Here is a 1,252-nt window from a genome sequence, read left to right on the forward strand (position 1 = left end):
CATGGCCGCCTGGGCGCGGCGCAGCGCTTCGGCGAGGCTCGGACGGTCGGCGTCCGTAAGGCGTGGGCATAGAAGGCCACCATCAGTTCCGCCGCCGCCGCGTCCACCACTGGCCACAGGGTAGCGACCACCGCCCGCGCGCCTTTCAATTGGGCGAGGCCGGCGAGGCTCTCCAGTCCGTGGGGGCCATGGTCCGCGGTGGCGGTGGCGCAGGCCGACAGGACAAGCAGCTCCACTTGGGTGAAATCAAGGTCGGTCCGGCGCAGCGCGGCGAGCGACAGGCTGCCGCCGTCGCCCAGCGCGAGGCGCGAGCGCTCCGGCCGCGCCGGCACCAGTTCGAAATGGCTGGCGATATGAACGATCTCGGTGCCCGCATTGAGCGCGCGGCGCAATGCGGCCTCGGTGAAGTCGCCGTCGAGGGCGAGCGCGCCCTCGCGCATCGCCGCCACCCGCCGCGCCTCATGCGCCGCATAGGGAAGCGCGGCGAGGCCATCGGCTGGGCGTGTGGCGGCGAAGGCAGCGAGGCGCCAGGTTTCACGGTCGGACGCATCCACGGCTCGAGGCGGCACGCCGGTATCGATGGCGAGCGCCCAGCGTTGCACGAGATGACGCTCGCCATCATGCAGCGCCGCGAACGGCAGATGCAGCAAAGGCGGATCCAGTGCGAGATGGAGGGTGTGGACGTCGCCGAGGCCAGCAGCGACCGGGGCGATCAGGGCGGCGTAAAGCTCCCGTCCCAGCGGCTCAACCTCCCTTGGGTGATGGAAGATGGCCGCCCGGAAGCCATGGACGAGGCTTGCCAGATGCTCGCTCGCCGGGCCGATCGCGGCATCCCGCGCGCCCTCGCAGGTGCGCAGCAGGACGCGCATGCGGCCGTCGCCCACGTCGAGGAAGCGCAGGTGGGCGATGCCGCGCGGCGGGGGCGGGACCGCATCGCTGCGCCCCGAGGCCGCGGCGGCCGCCACCCAGTCCTCCGCCAGCACGCGATCGAACCAGTGCACCAGACGGCGGCGATGGGGTTCAGGATCGGGCGCGAGCGCAGGCGCAGGGCGCTCCCCGGCGGCGGCAAGCGCCCTCGCCTTCCCGATCTCGCTTAGCGCATCCACCGCAACCCGGTAGGAGGCCGCCATGGCCTCCTCATCGGCGCGAAAGGGCACGGACGCAGCCTCCGGCACCAGCGCCGCGTCGCGCGCCGCGAAGGCCGCCAGGCGGTCGCGCTGCACCAAGGCATGGCACATGCTCGGCCTCGGGC

1 protein-coding gene is annotated in these 1,252 nt (G+C 73.0%); it reads right to left on the minus strand.

Translation table 11 applies throughout. The features are described 5' to 3' along the window. On the minus strand, positions 1-1,238 hold a 1,238-nt coding region (locus AC2W7M_RS25775; RefSeq protein ID WP_486135975.1), incomplete at its 3' end, for a CHAT domain-containing protein. Positions 1,239-1,252 lie beyond the last annotated feature (14 nt).

The organism is Xanthobacter sp. BG11Y11_SDJG (genome assembly GCF_057364445.1).